At 63.9% G+C, this 16076-nt stretch carries 11 protein-coding genes; 5 read left to right on the top strand and 6 right to left on the bottom strand.

The features are described 5' to 3' along the window. Positions 1–65 precede the first annotated feature (65 nt). Genes HPY44_17780 through HPY44_17770 form a run of 3 tightly spaced genes read left to right on the top strand, consistent with a single transcriptional unit; the run spans position 66 to position 1122 of the window. Positions 66–590: a GNAT family N-acetyltransferase gene (locus tag HPY44_17780; protein ID NSW57856.1), complete on the top strand. Its 525-nt coding sequence runs from the start codon at positions 66–68 to the stop codon at positions 588–590. A 19-nt stretch (positions 591–609) separates the two neighbouring features. Beyond that, positions 610–843 (top strand): hypothetical protein, encoded by a 234-nt coding sequence (locus tag HPY44_17775; protein NSW57855.1) that lies wholly within the window; start codon positions 610–612, stop codon positions 841–843. Positions 844–879: 36 nt separating this feature from the next. Beyond that, entirely contained in the window at positions 880–1122 is a 243-nt protein-coding gene (locus HPY44_17770) for a hypothetical protein (protein NSW57854.1), read from the top strand. A gap of 6 nt (positions 1123–1128) precedes the next feature. Here the strand turns inward: HPY44_17770 and HPY44_17765 are convergent, their stop codons facing one another. Genes HPY44_17765 through HPY44_17745 form a run of 5 tightly spaced genes read right to left on the bottom strand, consistent with a single transcriptional unit; the run spans position 1129 to position 9502 of the window. Next, on the bottom strand, positions 1129–2133 hold the full coding sequence (locus HPY44_17765) for an endonuclease/exonuclease/phosphatase family protein (protein ID NSW57853.1): 1005 nt from the start codon (positions 2131–2133) through the stop codon (positions 1129–1131). A gap of 1 nt (position 2134) precedes the next feature. Further along, on the bottom strand, positions 2135–3058 hold the full coding sequence (locus HPY44_17760) for an endonuclease/exonuclease/phosphatase family protein (GenBank protein NSW57852.1): 924 nt from the start codon (positions 3056–3058) through the stop codon (positions 2135–2137). 59 nt (positions 3059–3117) lie between these two features. After that, positions 3118–5868, bottom strand: a complete 2751-nt coding sequence (locus HPY44_17755; protein ID NSW57851.1) for a beta-galactosidase — start codon at positions 5866–5868, stop codon at positions 3118–3120. 18 nt (positions 5869–5886) lie between these two features. Next, the gene (locus HPY44_17750; GenBank protein ID NSW57850.1) at positions 5887–8640 is read right to left on the bottom strand and encodes a family 10 glycosylhydrolase; all 2754 of its coding nucleotides are present in this window, start codon (positions 8638–8640) and stop codon (positions 5887–5889) included. 52 nt (positions 8641–8692) lie between these two features. Then, positions 8693–9502: a sugar phosphate isomerase/epimerase gene (locus tag HPY44_17745; protein ID NSW57849.1), complete on the bottom strand. Its 810-nt coding sequence runs from the start codon at positions 9500–9502 to the stop codon at positions 8693–8695. Positions 9503–9774: 272 nt separating this feature from the next. Between HPY44_17745 and HPY44_17740 the strand changes: the two genes are divergently transcribed. After that, positions 9775–10767, top strand: coding sequence for a Gfo/Idh/MocA family oxidoreductase (locus HPY44_17740; protein NSW57848.1), 993 nt, complete (start codon positions 9775–9777; stop codon positions 10765–10767). Positions 10768–10770: 3 nt separating this feature from the next. On the opposite strand, the gene HPY44_17735 is transcribed toward HPY44_17740, so the two are convergent. Next, positions 10771–15102 (bottom strand): hypothetical protein, encoded by a 4332-nt coding sequence (locus tag HPY44_17735; GenBank protein ID NSW57847.1) that lies wholly within the window; start codon positions 15100–15102, stop codon positions 10771–10773. Positions 15103–15255: 153 nt separating this feature from the next. On the opposite strand from HPY44_17735, the gene HPY44_17730 reads away from it, so the two are divergent. Next, positions 15256–15720 carry a hydrogenase maturation protease gene (locus HPY44_17730; GenBank protein ID NSW57846.1) on the top strand — a complete coding sequence of 155 codons (465 nt, stop codon included), beginning with the start codon at positions 15256–15258 and terminating at the stop codon, positions 15718–15720. Positions 15721–16076 lie beyond the last annotated feature (356 nt).

Below are 16076 nucleotides of genomic sequence, written 5' to 3'. Positions count from 1 at the left end.
GTGGTGCCGGCCGCCGATCGTTTGCCGCCGCCGTCCGCCAAAAACATGAGAAGGGTGTGAGAACCTTGCCCGAACCCATCCCGAGTATCAACATCCGCCCCCTCAAGCTCACGGATGCCCCGATCATCAAGGAGTTCTACGCCAGCCTCACGCCCCGGGACACCTGGTTCTTCTACCCACACCCGCTGGATGATGAGCATGCCTGCAGACTGGCCGCCGACGCGGAATGCCCGGACCTCATCGCCCTGCTGGCTGTGGAGGAGACGCCGGACGGAGAGCGAATGGATGGATACGCGTATATTCGCAGGCCGCCCGGCGGCGAATGGTGGTTTGGCATCTGCATCAGGCCTGATCGCCAGGAGCACCGCATCGGCAGCCGCCTTCTCGCGCGCCTGATGACCATCGCCCACGAGCGCGGCATTGAACGGATCGGCCTGCATGTGCATCTCGACAACCCGCGCGGACAGAAGCTGTATCGGCGCTACGGATTCAGACCCGTGGAAACGGTCATCAACCGGTCTCAGGGCGTGGGTCAGTACGTCATGATCGCCCAGGTGCAGAGTTACCCGGATCCGGCCGATCCGGCGTGACGCATTGGAGGTCAGCACAATGGATTTCGTCGCGAATGTCGTCGGCTGGATCGTTCTCGGGGCTGTCGTGGGTTGGGTCGTCAGCATATTCCTGGGCCGTGATTTCAGAGGCGGATTCTTCACCTACGTCATCATAGGCATCATCACCATGGTGCTCCTGGGGTTACTCTTGAAGCTCTTCTGGATTCTGCTGGTGCTCTCCGTGGCTATCATCGGAGCAGCCTGGCTTCTGGACATGCTCCGCTCCAGGTAGGTACCTCAAGGGGTGTTCGCAGTGTCGGGGATTCTCATGTGGGTCGTTGTAGGTGCGATCGCGGGCTATATCCTGGCCGCCATCCAGAAACGCAATTTCCGGCGGGAATGGGTGAACTACCTGCTGCTGGGAATGTCCGGTTCCGCGGTGGGCGGTATGATCTATCAAATTCTCGGCTACCCTCTGGGCAACAGCCTGGTGGTCCAGGTCGCCGTGGCGGTCGGCGGCGCCTTCCTGTTCCTTTGGATCGTGGACCAGTTGCGCAGGATGCAGCGCTGACCGTGGCTAACGTGCCCTGGTCACAGCAATGTCCGCGATCACCAGCCGGTGATCCGAAGGCCCCGAACGGCCCGTGAAGCACCGCAGGGGTCTCACTCCCCCGCCGCACCAGATGTAGTCGATCCGCCACGCCGGGAGCTTCCCCTGCAACAGGTAGGTCAATCCCAGCCCGAAACCCGCGTGTGCGAAGGCATCCGTGAGCCCAACCCTCAGGACATCCAGCGCGGGCGACAAAGGCGGCGTATTGAGATCGCCGCAGACCAACACCGGCTCAGGCCCCTGGGAGACCCGGGCGATCGTCTCAATCTGCCGCGAATTCGTCCACCGCATCCCCGCGAGGTACTCGCCCAGGCGCGAGTGGTCCATCATCAGCCGGTACCCGCCCACACGACTATGGAAGTGGACGGGGAGCAGTCGCAGGCGCACGCCTTTCACATGCACGACCACCGGAAGCCACCGCTGGAACAACGGGTCGGCGTCGCAGGCCCCCCGCCACGGCCGCAATACTCCCCGCACATAGAGCTTCAGCGAAGTGCTGTGGAGCTCGCGCATGCCCGGGAACAGACCGTCGAAGGCCTTGTCTGACGCCTCCTGCAGGCAGATCACGTCGGCATCGAGTGTCTCCAGCTGCCTGGCGATCTGCGCGACCCTCTCATACTGGTTGTGCACGTTCCAGGTAACCACCCGGAGCACCACATCATCCGTCCTGCTGGCGGTGAAACGTCCCGCCCCAGATGAGAACCCAGCGAGGGACATTGATGCAGGGGATGCCACGAGGACTGCCAACAGAACGCTCACGACATCGCGGGAGCGCGCTGCAAGCGCGAGGAACAGCAGCAAGAGCGCTATCCAGAGCCATTGTGGCGCCAGAGCGACAGCGGTGCCCGTTATGCCGGATGGCGATGCCCGATGCACCAGCCAGAGAGCCCCCGGCAATGCCGATCCAATGTCGCAGACCAGGCGCCACGCATTTCGCGGCCTCTTTGCACGGGCACCGGCTTCAGCAGCCATATCAGCCCCCCACCAGCAAGTCGGCGACCACCGGCCGGTGGTCGGAAGGCCCGGAGCTGCTGGTGCGCGCCCACACCGGGCGCACGCCATTGCCGCACCAGACGTAATCGATCCGCCACGCAGGCACTCGGCCCTTCGCGAGATACGTCAGCCCGAAGCCGAACCGTGTGGCCGCGAAGGCGTCCGTCAGGCGCTGGCTCAGCATGCGGTACGTTGCCGAAGTGGGCGGAAGATTCATGTCGCCGCAGACCACCACGGGAAGATCGGAAGGAAGGTGGGAAAGCACATGCCGCACATGAGCCGCGCGCAAACGGCTGGAATCGAGAAGGTACCGCGAAAATTCCCCGGCGTCCGGGATCAGCTCCTGGGAGCCTGCGGCGGTCACGCGGAAGTGCACGTTCATGAGCACCAAAGGCCCGACAGGGGTCTGAAGCAAGTACGCCGCCACGCCCTCGCACTCCCCGCCATCCAGTGGGATTTCAGCCAGCGGGAAGCGGCTCATCACCCTCAAGTCGTTCCGTCCCGCACGGTGCCAGCCTTCACCGTACCGGTGAAATGAGCCGAAACCCGACTCCTGCAGGCAGATCACATCCGGGCAGACTGCATTGAGCTCCGAGATGATAGCGCCGGGGTTCTTGTGGGTCCGGTGCCCCAGGACATTCCAGGTGACAACCCGCAGGGGAAAGGAGCGCTGTGCGTCGGAATGTGGACTGCCGGTGGCCACCGCGAACCCGCCCAGGACAACCGCGGCGAACACAAGCACTCCTGCGTTCAGCGCCAGGAGACCGAACTGTCGCGCGAATCCGGTCCAGACCAACAGGGCCAGCGGCGTAACGCACCACACCCACTGGGGCGCAAGCGCAATCAGGCAGCCCGCCGGGTGCCTTTCGCCGATAAACTCGCGCACCCCCCAGGTCGCTGCCATTGCAGCCGCGCAGGCCCACGAGAGGACTCCCGGCAGCGCAGACCGCCCCCGTCCCCGGATCATTGTGCCCCCTGCTCACCGACGGGCAGCAGGATGTAACTGCGGGTCTCGCCCAGTTGCAGGTCGAGGTCCAGTGCTTCCGCGGCGTGCCAGAGTTCCGCGCCGTCAAAGGCCGACATAACCCGCTTCGGCTCAGGCAGCCGCACGGTTTTCGCGCCCGGGGAACTCGCCGTGATGGACAGAAACTTCCCATCGGTCAGAATCACGTCATCCTGGTCACTGTAGATGTGCACGCCGCACCTTCGCGCCAGACCGCGCAGAATCGCCGCCGGACAATGCACCGCCCCGATGTATCCGCGCAGACCCTCCGGGCCTTCCTTCACGGCAGCAGCGGTTTGTCCGTTCACGTAGGTGCCAAGAGTCACCGCACCGTCTGGATTCACCACCCAGCAGGGACTCAACACCGCCTCCGTTCCGAAATCGCCCGGCTCTCGGGTCAGTCCAAGCCACTGGGTATTCGCGGGCTTCACACGACCGGAGGTGGGAGCGATCTGAGCCATTCCCAGCCCCGTCAGATCGCTCATGTTCGCCGCGGACACGTCCTCGTTGATCGCTCCGCCGCCGTAGAAGTACACCGCGCCGCGCCCAGTGGTCGCGCGCTTCACTGCGGCCCGTTCAGCGTCGTCCATCTGGAAGCAGTTCGCGAAGAAATAAACCTTTGCCGGCGGAACGCGCCCGGAAACCAGATCGCTGAGCAGGTAGACGCCGAAAGGCGCGCCGATCCGGTAGAACTGGGAGCGCATCTGGTACACCAGCGGGCTGTGGAGCGCCCGGTCACACTTCGTGTAGCATGGGCTTTCCTCGTCCACGATCAGCGCGATCTCCGGCGCCCACTGTGCGGGCTCGTCTATGCGCTCCTGGTACAGGCGCTGCATCGGAGCAATGTGATCCCAGATGTCCGCACCATTGAACCACCCCGCATTGCCCAGGTCCATGTACCAGGTAGCCAGCCGGCGCGGCCACAGTTGCCCAAAGTTCCGCTCCAGGACCCAGTACGTGCCCGGTGCGTTATCCACTCTCCCGAATCCGGAATCAGGCGGCGTCAGGTACGTGCGAGTGTCGTCCTCGTTGAGCCAGAGCTTGCCGCCGATCCGGACGCTGTCCACCGCGCACATGAAGCATCCCGCGCCCCCTTGCTCACGGTCCAGGTACGAGATGGGCGAGCACAGGATGTCCACATCCGGACAGTCGATGAGCCGGCGCATGGCCAGATGCCCACTGCCCTGCGGCCCCAGCGGCAGTCCGTGCATGTCGAAGATGTACCCGTAGAAGAGGCAGACCAGTTTCCTGCGGCCGGTGGCTTCCTTGATGACCCGGGACATCTCGGTGAGCGGTTCCGCCATAGCCACCTGCTTGTACTCGAACCAGTCGACAACCGCCCGCTCCTTCACCGGGTCGCGCAGCAGGCCGTAACTGGTGGAAAGCTGCTCCTCCGGGGTGGGGACGGTCACGTGATCGAAGGTGAGGCCAGGCCTGTTCCAAGCCTGAGCCAGCGCCTGCACATCACCATACTTGCGCTCCAGCCACCGAGCGAACCCCCGCTTCATCGCCGGCGAGAAGTCGCTCAGGCGCGGCTCCCAGGAGCGCTCATAGAACCACTCCCCCGTGTGCTGCCCGCACGGGTGGTAACCCAGCATGTTCCTTCCGAACTTCTCTTCGCAGTGATTCACCAGCGCCCGCAGGTGCACCAGCGCATCCGCGAGCCATTCCTGGGAGGCCACCGAGAAACCCTCGGTCCTCCCGTCGTCAAAGAGCATTCGCGCGTCCGGGTGCTCGTCCAGCCACCAGGCCGGAGGCGCCATTCCGAAACGCGGCAGGAGCAGACCGTCCGGGTCAACCGCGAGGGTCGCCTGGATCGCGCGGTCCACCCCGGCGAAATTGTAATCCTCGCCCGGCTTGGGCCAGGGCATGGGAATGCCGAAAGAGTACGTGCGCACTCCGGCTTCCCGCGCAAGCGCGACCTGGTTCTGGTAGACAGAGCTCACGCCGCCGTAGATTGTCCACGGCTCCCCAATGTGCAGAGCCATAAAGTCCACTGTGCGTGGACGGTCCGCCTTCATCCACAGCGAGTACGTGTACTTCTGGCCTTCCTGGACGCTGTGCCGGGTCTGGTAGAAGTGCAGGTGCATGGTGTTTTCGCCGGCATGCTCAATGTCGATGCGCAGGCTCTGCTCGCCGCTGACCTTCGTGGCCGGGTCCAGTGTCCACACGGCCTTTGCACCGGCATACTGGGCTTGGAACAGGGTCCAGTCTTTGCTGATCTCCTCGCGGGCGCCCTCCCAGTCCCCCTGCCGGACGAGATTCACGGTCGGCTCGTCCACCTTCTCACCGGGATACAGCTTGATGTTGTCGACCCAGACCGTCCCCGGGCCGTCGCCGCCCACGCGGAAATGGATGCCCGAATCCCCTTTCGTGGTCTCCGGAGCGATGAAGGTGTAGTGGTATTCTCGCCATTCGGTGCCGATGCGCTCCACGTGGGGCCCGGAACCGTCCGCCCAGCCGAAGAACATCAGCGGGCTGACGGGCTGCCCGTCAATGTGGATCATCGGCGAACCCGCATGATCCTTCACCTCTGCGGTCATGCCAAAGGACATCGTCCCGGACATGAGCACCACTCCGAGCACGGAGAGCATTGCGTTCCAGCTCATCTTGGTCATGGCGACGTCCAGTCCTCTGGTCTCATGGGTGCCCGGTGGTCCCCCGGAGGGGTCATCGGGCCCCGACTCGTGATCGATGGCTGACGGTCCCATCCGGCGGCTCCGCCGCTCTCACTGCGCGAACTGGTACGGCCGGCTGCGGCGAATGAAGGGTTGCTTCGTCCCGTCCGCAAGGGTGAACTCGCCTTTGACCGCAATACGGAACGGCTCATCGATGCGGGTCACGGTCAGGGTCACCTGATCGCCCACTGCCGGCAGGTCGCCTAGTTCCCTGATCGCTTCGCCGCCCATGGTCTCCATCACGAACCTGCCGCTCATCGACTGGGGCGCTACCCGGTGCGGACCCATCGATTGCACCCGCGCGGTGATCTGCGCTGAGTCGCCGCCGAACTCTACGATCTGGGATTCATCATCCGCGGGCGATGAGAAACGGACGATTGGAGCATTGTGGGGACGCACGGCCTTCTCGCTGGTGATGGCAGTCCCGAAGGCAGGCAGCCCTTTTCGCGCCAGGGTCTCTCCCATGTTGAAGAGGATAAACCCGTCGGCACCCAGTTCACGCGACATCGCCATCTGGCCAATGGCCTGGTCATCAGGGATGCGCCAGTGCCCGATTCCCGTGTACAGGGGCACCACGCCGCCCACATAACCCACCTGCCGCTTGACGATATTCTCGAAGTACGTGTCGCTCTCGGTGTAGTTCATGGGGCAGACGAAGTCGAGCCAGCCCTCGCGGCACCACAGCACCCAGTCCTGTCCGATGGAGTTCCGGATCTCCGGGTAGCTGCCGAAGACCGCAGCCGAGATCTGTATATGTGGCTTGATCTGCCGTGCCTGTTCGGCAGTGGCGCGCACCAACCGGGTGATCTGGTCGCGGCGGAATTGTCGCCATTCCTCGCGGAGCTTCCCGCTCACGCAGTCCGCGGGCCAGTCTGCGACCTTCTGGCCGATCTGCGCCTCGAATCGCTCCCGGCAGCCGTCACAGTAGCAGCTATCGCCGTCTGGATATCGGATGTAGTCGAAATGCACGCCGTCCACATCATACTTGCGTACCACTTCCAGCATGGTGTCCAGTTCGAGCTTGAAGTTGTCCGGGTGCGATGGGCACAGCCACGCGCGCTCTTCGCCATTGGCACGAGCCTGCAAGCGCCCTTCCTGCCGCAGCTTGTCCACAAACTCCTTCGGAGCGTTTGACAGGTTCCAGTTTACTTTCCAAGGGTGGACCTCAATTCCATACTTCTTTCCGGCTTCCACGGCCTGGGCGATCTGATCGCCCTTCTCCTCGAAGGTCTTCGAATGTGGCAGGTACTCACTGTCGTAATGTGCAAGACCGGCCCACCACATGTTCGGCACAACCGCATTGAAGTTTGCCTCGGACAGCAGGCGCATGGCCTCGTCCCAACTGCCACAGTCGCCGGTGCCCGAATGGTTCCACACCGCCCGGAACTCACCATCCCGCGAGACGTGGGCATGCTGATAGGCCGCCGAAAGCGCGGTTCTCATGGCCGCCGCCCGGTGCAGCACTTCCGGGTACTCTTCTGCCGCGAGTGCCTCGGCAGCCGCCTGCTTCTCCTGGTCAGCGACGCCAAGCAACCGGCGGATCTCGGCGGTAGCCTTCACCTTGTCGGCCATGGTGCGCAGGTACTCTTCGAGGGCCCCGCGGTCCCTGAAGGGCCCGATAGTGCCTGCGATAGTGAGGGCCTTCGCTGCAGCCTCCTTCCAGGCATCCGGCACGAAATGCCCCACGAGCGCCAGCACCAGCAGACGCTTGTTCTCGTTGTCCGCGCTGGTGAGAATATGGCCGATGTACGCGCCGTTCTCACCCACCACAACCGCCGGCTCTCCCTTCACCCCGTCCCGGTCCTGCCACCAGCCGACCGTCTTCACGCCGGGTCCGAGCGTGGGCACATTCACGTTCCACGAGTCCTGTGCGACGGTGGCCGGGACTCCCTCCAGCGCTTCCTGATCGAAGACGATGTCCGCGAACTGGCCTTCGCGTTCCCTCCGCATGTAGGTCAACGGCCCAACTCCCAGTAGCGCCGCAAACTGCTGGTGGATGCTGTAGACCATGACCACTTTCCCACCCGCCGCCACGTACTTCTCGACCGCTTCGACTGTCTCGTCGCTCATCCCCGGGTTGTATGGGAACACCGCCAGTTTCTGGGTGCTCAGCACTCCCGCAGCCACATCCTCCTCCGTGTATGACCCGTACGGAACCCCCATTGTCGACAGCCAGGCACCCCAGTCCTCCACACACTGCTGCGCCGTCCCTCCCTCGGGGCCTCGCGCACCGCCTCCCACAAGCGCGATGTCTTCGGTCCGCGCATGGAGATTGTCGATGGCGCAGAACGTATCTGCGGCTTTCCCCTGCCAGGCGCAGATGCGAATGGTGTCCACACTTGCCCAGCCACCCGGCTCGTCTTCGGTGCTGAATTCGGCTTTCCCGAGCACCACCCGACTCCAGCCCTTCGCCGGAGTGAACCCCCGGCCGTACCAGCCTGCGGCCGAGTGGAAGTAGAGGGTGCAGTTGCGGATCGGTGCCGGGTCTTCGCAGTAGAAGTCGAACACGATAGAGCCGTAGTTGGTGAGGTCAAGATTGACCTTGCGGTCGTACACCGCCCGCGGGTTGTTGCTGCTTTCGGCGTACTGCGGCAGGGTGAAGTTACAGGGCATCTTCAGCGCCGTCCTGCCGCCATCTTCGGTGTCGCGGGCCATCAGCTCAACAGGCTCTGATCGTTCCGCCTGTACCCACGCTGCCCTTGCCGCAGCAACGTCGGCATATTCGAAATCGTCAATAGTCAATACGGTCGCGGGGAACCCAGACGCACAAGTCACGGCAGCCACCACCAGCACCATGGTTCGCATGGGAACTCCTCCTCTTGTCCGGCCGACGTGTGTTCGTGCAGTGCGAAACAACTCAACCGATGTGTGCGGTAGCCTTGAGGAAATACTCCCGCCACTTCGGCAAGCCCGTCTCGATGGGCTCGATATCCGTCAGTTCGTACTCCAGCGCGTAATAGCCGGTGTAGCCGATGCCCTCCATCGCTTCCACAATCCAGGCCACATCCACATCGCCGTCGCCCAGGTGGCAGCGCTCGAACTTGTCGCCGACCCATCGACCATCCTTGATATGCACATGGACGATGTGGTCCTTGAACGTTTCGAAGGCCTCGCGGTAATCCACTCTGCCGTGCAGCAGATTGCAGGGCTCATACAGGACGCCGAAGAAGCGGCTGTCCACATCCACGCACAGCCGCCTGCACAGATCGGGGTCCCCCGCGATGCTGCCCGCGTGGTTTTCCATCCCCAGAAAGATGCCCTTGGACGCCGCGTACACCGCTGACTGCCGGAACGGCCTGACCAGATGCTTCACCAGGTCCCGCGCATCGCTCTCACCGGGCAGGACGCGGATCGACCGGGCGCCGAAACGCGCAGCGAGGTCGATGGTTCGGGTCATGCCCATCATCTCGGTGTGCCGGGCCTGTCGGTCGGCGTTGGCGAAATCCCGTCCGGGATAGGTGCCCAGATTCGCGATCTTCGCCCCATACTTTGCCGCCGTGGCCTCGATGTCTTTGGGCTTCACTTCCTGCGGGTTGATGGAGAAATGGGGAGACCGGCCCCACAGATCGATGTTTGTAAACCCGCAATCGGTGAGAATACGGATAGCGTCATCCAGGCTGCGTTCCCGCAGTGGGTAACTGCAAGTTGACACTCGGGACATATCCATTGGCAGAGGACCTCCGGGTTGGCGCCGGTGACGGCAGCGCTCTGCGACTGATACGAAGCAAGTGCAGGAGGGCTCACGGATAGCGGGTCAGCTCGCCCGAAGGCTACCCATGGGCCGGCGTGTCTGCGCCCGTCATTATAGCCTGCCGCCGCCGCAGGTGGTAGAAAGTTTGACCACAAGTCATGACGCCGAGGGAGGAATTGCGCCTTCCAAGAGCGCATACTTGCAAGCGTAGCCGCCTCCTGTCGGGCAAACGGAAGGGGACCTGCTCGATGCCGGTACGTCTGATCATGCTGGGCCTGTCGCATGCACATTCCCACGGCAACGCACGAGCCGCGGCGATGGTTGACGAGGTCGAACTCGTTGGCGTCTGGGACGCCGACAGCCAGCTTGCCCGCCGACGTTGCACCGAATGGGCCGACTACCACCGGAACCTGGTAATCTACAATTCCCTCGAAGAGGCTCTGAGCGCCGACCGTATAGACGGCGTCATCGTGGACGGGCAGGTGCCGGAGAACCTGAATCTCGCTCTTGCGGCCGTCGAGCACCGCAAGCACGTGCTGCTGGAAAAGCCCGCCGGGCTGGCGCTGGAACCCTTCGTGGAACTGCACCGCATGGCCTCCGAGCGCCACTTGCGCATCCAGATGGGCTACATCATGCGCTACAACGCGGGCTTCGAATTGATCCGCCGCCTTCATGACGCCGGGGCGCTGGGCGACATCGTGTCCATTCGTGGCCGCATTTCGTGGGAGCGCGCCGGCTACGAGCACCACATGCCCCAGGTGGGCACGCTCCCCGGGGGAATGTTGTTTGAACTGGGTTGCCACTACCTGGACCTGATCCTGGCGCTCCTGGGCCGTCCGGGAACCGCTACAGGTTTTTTCGGCCGCCACCATGACCCCTCTCGCAGATACACTGATAACGCCCTCGCCGTCCTGGAATACGACCGCGCCTTCGCCACCATCGAGACCTGCGCCATGGAGTCAGGAGCCCTCCAGAACCGCAGTTTCGAAGTCTACGGCACCACGGGGACGGTGGTGATCCAGCCCATGGAGCCGCCCGAGGTCATGCTGCATCTCGACCAGCCCTGGGAGCAGTATCGACAGGGCTGGCAGAGCGCACCAATCAACCCTCTGCCCAGGCATATCCGGGACCTGCGCGAATTCGCCGACTGCATCCGCGGCCGGAAGGAGCCGGATTTCGCGCCGGGACACGATCTCGCGGTCCAGGAGACGCTCCTGGAGATGTGCGCAGCCGATCGTTGACGCCTACCGCGCGAACCAGATGTCCTGCGCGATATTCTGACCGTGGGGCACCCCGATGCCCTCGGCATACGGCCATCCAGGTGGCTGAGTGAAGGTGGCCGTGGAGATTTGCGAGGAACACTTTCGGCCGTCGGCGAGCTCCAGCTCAATCCAGAACCGCCGCACCTTGAAGTAATCGCGGCCCGGATTGCGCAGCTCGAACCTGTTGCGGAACCCCAGTGTCGCGATGGCCTCGGGAGTCAATGGTACCGCCACGTTCTCGGCCCAGATATTCCGGGTCTCCTGTCCCCCGGCCGGTGCCATATTCCCGAGCTCCACCCCATTCAACACCGCGAAGCTCCCGTACTGGTCGCCTGTGCCCGAAAGGCCCATGCCGTCATACCGCAACCACCCGCGCCTGGCTGCCCGCAGGTCTTCCACCGTCAGGCCGGACACCGGATACGGACCGGGCTCGCGCCGATACAGGTCGATGTCTGCTTCCAGCCGCCGAGTCAGGAGGGGCTTTAGCGTCTCGATCACCGGATCAGCCCATCCGGCCCAGTCACCCGAGGAGTCATCGCCATCACCCACGTCGGCGATGAGCTTCAGGCGCACCCTCTGCCCGGCCCAACGGGAGAGGTCCGCTTCGAAGGGCAACCACGCGTGCTGGGTGTGCACCTGCTGCGCTGCCACCGTCTCTACGCCTGCCTCATCGATGACTGCCAGCTTGTACAGGATCCCGTCGCCCGGGTCGCTCCCATCACCCTTGCAGACATACGCCCGGAACGCCGAGGCGGGAGCAACCGGCAACTGCACTGGCTCATACTCCACGAAGACGTATCCAACGCCGCCTACATAGGGCGGGTGCATGAGGTGACCGGCCCGGTTCTCCTGCCCTGCCGTCCGGGTGCCCCAGCTGACGCTGGCCCGGGTCTCGCCGAACTCCCCGGTCTCGGGCTGCCCCCGCAGCGCCATTCCCACACGCCAGCGTTCAGGGAGGTCGGCGACCTTCACCGTCCCAAGACCCACGGTCATGCCGGCCTCGATCGTCTGGGCAAGCTCGCCCGCACTCAGGCGAATCTGGACGATCTCTGCACTCTCGCCTTCCGGCTCCCCCAGGTCGAACGAAACCGTCTGCCACTCCCCGGGCGCGAGTTCCACGGTCCTGGAAATCTCGCCCAGCGTCGCGGTCACCACCCGCGCCGACGGCAGATTGCTCCGCAGGCGCAGGTTGAGAGTGTTCCCGTCCAGCACAAGTTCACTCTCAGCCAGTGGAACCACGGTGAAGTCAATCCATTTGCCCTCGAACTCCCGCCAGATGCGGGCACCGATTTTCGCGTCCACCGGGATTCGCAGCTCGTGGGCCTGCACGCCCTGCACGGTCACGGTCTCGCCGGGCACCACCTCGTCCCTCCGGCACACCAGTTCTTCGCCGCCCGCCGCCCCGGTTTCGAGGATATAGCTAAAGGCTCCCTCTACCGGCATGACGTACGTCAGCCCTCGGGACTTGCGCACTTCGGCCGGACCAATCTCATTCCGCTCGTAGCCCAGCGCGGTGGCTCTCACCCCATCCACGGCGAACCCGCACTCGGCGCCCTCGTAGGGGATCAGCTCGTATTTGCCTTCCCCAAGGACCCGGCAGATGCCGATGCCGTTGCCGCCGGCCTTCTCGAAGCGCATGAACTTCCCCCGTCCGTCGACATACAGGTAAGCGGGGGTGACCGCGTAGTCGCACCGGTGCCCACGTGGGTCTTCGCTGCGCACCTCGATCTGCCCATCACTCGTCCAGCCCACATACCCGGCGGGCGGCAGGTCTAGATCGCGGCCATACGCCGTCACCTTCATACGCTCGGTGCGGCTCCCGTTGACCGCCGTCACCGTGCCGTCCGAGTACCGCGTCACGATCTGCGAACGCTCGAAAGCGCCCGACGCCACGGCGCGGGTGGTGTCCAGTAGATTGCCACCAGCGTCCGCATAGCGGATCTCCTCCGCACTGGCCAGGCAGTAGCGGCTGTGCAGCTGCTGGAGCATGTAATAACTGCGCAGGGCGTTGTGATATCCCCCCTCGAAGGTGAGGAACCCCGGGTGTCCGAAGGCTACGGTTGCCGCAAGGAACCGGTCCACCCAAGCATCGCGCTCTTCTCTGGTGATCCCCGGAGATTCGTCGCGCCCATAGAACATCTCCGGGTTACCCATACCGAAGTTGCAGCACAGGTCGTGCAGCTTGCGCAGGTCGAAGTCCACCAGCCAAGGCTTGTTGGTCTGAGTATACCGCTGGTCCTGTCCATAATTGCCGTCGGTCAGGCCGCAGTAGAGGAAGTGGTTGTTGCCCTCGGAATAGACGGGGCCGTCCCAGGCCGCTTTCTGTAGCAACATGATCTCGCCGTAGCTGTAGAAGACCGCGCCGAAGGTGCCCGCCCCAGGAACGCGGTAGTCGTAGTCCGTGCGGCTCCAGGGAGTGACGGCCGTGTGCACGTCACAGTACGCGGTGCTGAACTCGTACTTATCATCATTGATCGGCGACAGCAGTTCGCAGTACTCCACCGCCCGCGCCGGTTTGGGTGCGTAACACCTCGCCCAGGCGTGCTGAAGCTGATTGTCCGGAGTGCGCCCCACGATGTCCGTGCTCCAATACTCGTTCACCGGGGCGAAATCCGTGAAGTTGTTGTAAGGCCCGTAGACAAACCCGAGTTCGTCCTGCATGACCCGGGCGTACTCATATGCGCCCTGATCGCCGCCCTTGCCCGGCGCGGCCTTGGTGCGGAATGTGAAGCTTTCGCCGCCGTCGCGCCACATGGTCTCGTGGTCAGTCACCACCACCTCGGTCATCCCGTAACGGTGTACCCTCCGCCAGTACGCTTTGTCGCTGTCCCGATTGCCTGCCCCGTGGGCGCGCCAGAGCCGGGTGCCGGTGATATGCTTCCAGGGCGAGACCGGGTTGTCCACCGTGGGCAGCATCTCTTCGTAACGCGGCGAAACGGTTACGAAGAACCGCTCGTAACAGTCATTGCGCTCCCCGTTGGTCTTCGCGATGTACCGCGTTCCTCCGTTGTAGACTACCTTCCCATCCTTCAGGCTGTTCTCGCTGAAAGGCGTCGAAGCATTGGACAAATACCAGTCAGTGTTTCCAGTCACGAACAGCGGATCATCCACTGTACCGGACACCACCACCGCCGGCCTTCCCGCATCGCAGGTGTAGAAGGGGTTGGTCACCAGCCGCGCATTGTCCAGGCCCAGCGCGTAGCCGTAGCGCACTTCAGCCACATTCCCCCCGCGCGCAACAGTATCGATCACCATCGACTTGTTCCACAGGCGATAGGTGTACTCAATCTCCGCCGAGACATCTCCTTCCGTATAGCGCCAGCGGGACACCACCTTATCTCCGTCCAGCCGGGTTTCCAGGTGCTGGCGGGATCCGGGCAGCACAGCCTTCCCATCGACGCTCAAGCGCGCGCCGCCTTCAACGCAGGGCTGTATGACCGCGCCGCCGTTCCACCGCGCGGTGACATCGCTCCACGTCCCGGTCTCGGGCTGCAGGCGGTAGATGAGCCGGCCGTCATCGCCCGCGTACTCGAACACAAAGGCCTCGCCGTCCCGTCGCACGCTGGTCGTAAACTGTTCAGTCAGGTTCGAAGGCAGAATCGTCTGGGGGCGGGTCGGGAAAGGCAGCTTTCCCGGCCCCGTATTCACACCCGGATCCTGCCCGGGGAACAGGTCGATTCCCCGCTTCGCACGCGGCGCGAAGCTCAGGCGCTCGAACTTCTCGGTGAACACCGCCAGGTTATCCAGGTAGATGAACCGGTCCGCCTTGTTGCTTCCGCCGGTCACCGTGAAGCCTACGAACTTCGCCCCGGCCTTCACCTGCTGAATCTGTTCGGGCGTCAGGCGCTTGTGGCACAGGAACCACTCGCGCCAGCGCACCGTGATGAGGTGCACCCGGATGGGGTTCCCGGCACTGTCCTCGAAATCCACGAACACATTCACCCTTGGGGTACTGGTGTCGGACTCCCACGCCCAGTTGTTCCCGTAGATCCACATGGTCACCGCATCGAAGCTCTCTGCGATGGCTATCGGCGTGGGCGGCAGCATGCGCACGGTCGGGGCATTGCCAGTTGCCCGGTACGTGAGTTTCGCAACGTAGTCACCCCAGATCTGCTCCTCGCGGGTGCGGATGAAGGTGGCTTCGGCGTTCTCCGTCTCCACGCGCCAGCCGGTCATGTCCTCGAAATCCACCAGCGGCGGGTTGTCGTCCTCCATCCGCCCTGCCCAGTCCAGTTCGTAAGGTCGCTTGCCCACCTTCTCACCCTCCTGCGCGAATACGCACCCAGCGATGAGCGCGAGAATCATCCATTTCATGCCTGTTCACCATCCCGGGCCGCGATGGCCCCTGACAATATTGTTCCACTCAGGTTCTCCGGAACTCCACGGGAGTCCTTTGCGCAGAGGCCAACGGAGCGGAAACGGTGAATACCGTATGGACCACAAATCTTACGGACGGAGTTGACGACATTGACCGACGGTGCACCGCAAATTGGGCTTTTCGGAGTAGGCAATGAATACCGCCGCGACCAGGGCGTGGGCTTAGTGGCCCTACGCGCGCTGGTAGGCGAGGGCCTGCCGCCGCATGTCCAGACTTCCGAAGCACGGTCCGCCGGGATCGGCCTGCTTGCGGACCTCCGCGGCCTGGATGCGGCGATTATCATCACCGCGGCGGCTACTGGCGCGGAGCCCGGCACGGTCACTGTTTTGAAGGCCGCCGAACTTGAGGACGCCGCCGCATCCGCAACGGACCTGCCGGGGACCCTCGCCGATCTACTAGACGTGGGTGCCCTGGCATTTCCCCTGCCGGACCTGTGGTTTGTGCTGGTGCAGCCGGCGGAAGACCTGCCGGGAACGGGCTTGTCTCTGCCGGTCGGGCAGGCTGTTCGGGAGGCAACTGCCCGGGTCCGCGAGATCATCGCGCGTCTCGCGTAAGCGGACCGTCCACCAGCCCTACGCCGTTTCAGGGGTGCGAGCTTGTACCGCGCCGGCCGTTCCCGGGCAGTCCAATGCCACCCCCTTCGGGGGCTCCTGGAAAATCAAAGGGGGATACCTGGTTCCACCAGCTCACGCTGGTGGCAAAGGGCTTACGCCCCTGCGGGGCTGGACGGCAACGGCGAACGACCAACGGCCTGTCGAGCAGGACGCTCGACCTTCGCGTCCCTCAGGACGCCCGGCCGCAGGCCTCTAGCCCCGTGCTTCAGCGCGGGGCACAACCCGGGTTTCAACCCGGGGCACCAACCCGGGGCCGAACGACCAACGGCCTGTCGAGCAGGACGCTCGACCTTCGC

The organism is Armatimonadota bacterium (assembly GCA_013314775.1).
In the GTDB taxonomy this organism is placed as follows: Bacteria; Armatimonadota; Zipacnadia; order Zipacnadales; family JABUFB01; genus JABUFB01.
Note: the sequence above shows the minus strand (reverse complement) of the source record. Positions and strands in the feature narration are given on the sequence as shown.

Excerpts from the sequence above, each read along its gene's own strand:
- HPY44_17775 (NSW57855.1), top strand. The coding sequence starts at position 610 with ATGGATTTCGTCGCGAATGTCGTCGGCTGGATCGTTCTCGGGGCTGTC.
- HPY44_17770 (NSW57854.1), top strand. The coding sequence starts at position 880 with ATGTGGGTCGTTGTAGGTGCGATCGCGGGCTATATCCTGGCCGCCATC.
- HPY44_17765 (NSW57853.1), bottom strand. The coding sequence starts at position 2,133 with ATGGCTGCTGAAGCCGGTGCCCGTGCAAAGAGGCCGCGAAATGCGTGG.
- HPY44_17760 (NSW57852.1), bottom strand. The coding sequence starts at position 3,058 with ATGGCAGCGACCTGGGGGGTGCGCGAGTTTATCGGCGAAAGGCACCCG.
- HPY44_17755 (NSW57851.1), bottom strand. The coding sequence starts at position 5,868 with ATGGGACCGTCAGCCATCGATCACGAGTCGGGGCCCGATGACCCCTCC.
- HPY44_17750 (NSW57850.1), bottom strand. The coding sequence starts at position 8,640 with ATGCGAACCATGGTGCTGGTGGTGGCTGCCGTGACTTGTGCGTCTGGG.
- HPY44_17745 (NSW57849.1), bottom strand. The coding sequence starts at position 9,502 with ATGGATATGTCCCGAGTGTCAACTTGCAGTTACCCACTGCGGGAACGC.
- HPY44_17740 (NSW57848.1), top strand. The coding sequence starts at position 9,775 with ATGCCGGTACGTCTGATCATGCTGGGCCTGTCGCATGCACATTCCCAC.
- HPY44_17735 (NSW57847.1), bottom strand. The coding sequence starts at position 15,102 with ATGAAATGGATGATTCTCGCGCTCATCGCTGGGTGCGTATTCGCGCAG.